This window comes from Kangiella sp., from assembly GCF_014762745.1.
In the GTDB taxonomy this organism is placed as follows: Bacteria; Pseudomonadota; Gammaproteobacteria; order Enterobacterales; family Kangiellaceae; genus Kangiella.
Window position 1 is genome coordinate 1 of record NZ_JABURJ010000082.1, and the last position, 1185, is coordinate 1185.

The window sequence follows — 1185 nt, forward strand, 5'->3', positions numbered from 1 at the left end:
ATAATTTTAGCAACAACACCAGCGCCTACTGTACGACCGCCTTCACGGATCGCAAAGCGCAAACCTTCGTCCATCGCAATCGGTGCGATCAACTCTACGTTCATTTTGATGTTATCACCTGGCATTACCATCTCTACACCTTCTGGTAACTCTACAGCACCAGTCACGTCAGTTGTACGGAAGTAGAACTGTGGGCGGTAGCCTTTGAAGAATGGAGTATGACGACCACCTTCATCTTTCGATAGGACGTATACTTCTGCTTCAAAACGAGTATGTGGAGTGATAGTTCCTACGTGTGCCAATACCTGACCACGCTCAACTTCGTCACGCTTAGTACCACGTAGTAGTACACCTACGTTGTCACCAGCTTCACCCTGGTCAAGCAATTTACGGAACATCTCAACACCGGTAACCGTTGTTTTAGTGGTATCTTTGATACCAACGATTTCGATTTCTTCACCTACTTTGACCACACCGCTCTCAACACGGCCAGTTACTACTGTACCACGACCTGAGATTGAGAATACGTCTTCGATTGGCAACAAGAATGGCTTGTCAATCGCACGCTCTGGCTCTGGGATGTAAGTGTCAAGTGCTTCGCCTAATGCGATGATGGCTTCCTGACCTAATGCGCCTTCGTCACCTTCCAACGCTTTCAACGCTGAACCACGGATGATTGGCGTGTCGTCGCCTGGGAATTCGTATTGGTCTAGCAATTCACGAACTTCCATCTCTACAAGCTCTAACAACTCTTCGTCGTCTACCATGTCGCATTTGTTCAAGAATACGATAATCTTCGGTACACCTACCTGACGTGATAACAGAATGTGCTCACGTGTTTGTGGCATTGGGCCGTCTGCTGCTGATACTACTAGAATCGCGCCATCCATCTGTGCAGCACCAGTGATCATGTTTTTAACATAGTCAGCGTGGCCTGGGCAGTCTACGTGCGCGTAGTGACGTGCTGGAGTTTCATACTCAACGTGTGACGTAGAAATCGTGATACCACGCTCTTTCTCTTCTGGAGCGTTGTCGATGTCTGCGAAGGCGCGTGCTGAACCACCATAGACTTTCGCCAATACGGTACAGATCGCTGCGGTTAGAGTCGTTTTACCGTGGTCAACGTGGCCGATTGTGCCTACGTTTACGTGCGGTTTCGTACGTTCAAATTTTTCTTTAGCCATT

At 48.4% G+C, this 1185-nt stretch carries 1 protein-coding gene; it reads right to left on the reverse strand.

The annotated features are described in order from the left end of the window. On the reverse strand, positions 1-1184 hold a 1184-nt coding region (tuf, locus tag HUJ19_RS05725; RefSeq protein ID WP_290622742.1), incomplete at its 3' end, for an elongation factor Tu. Position 1185: the final 1 nt, after the last annotated feature.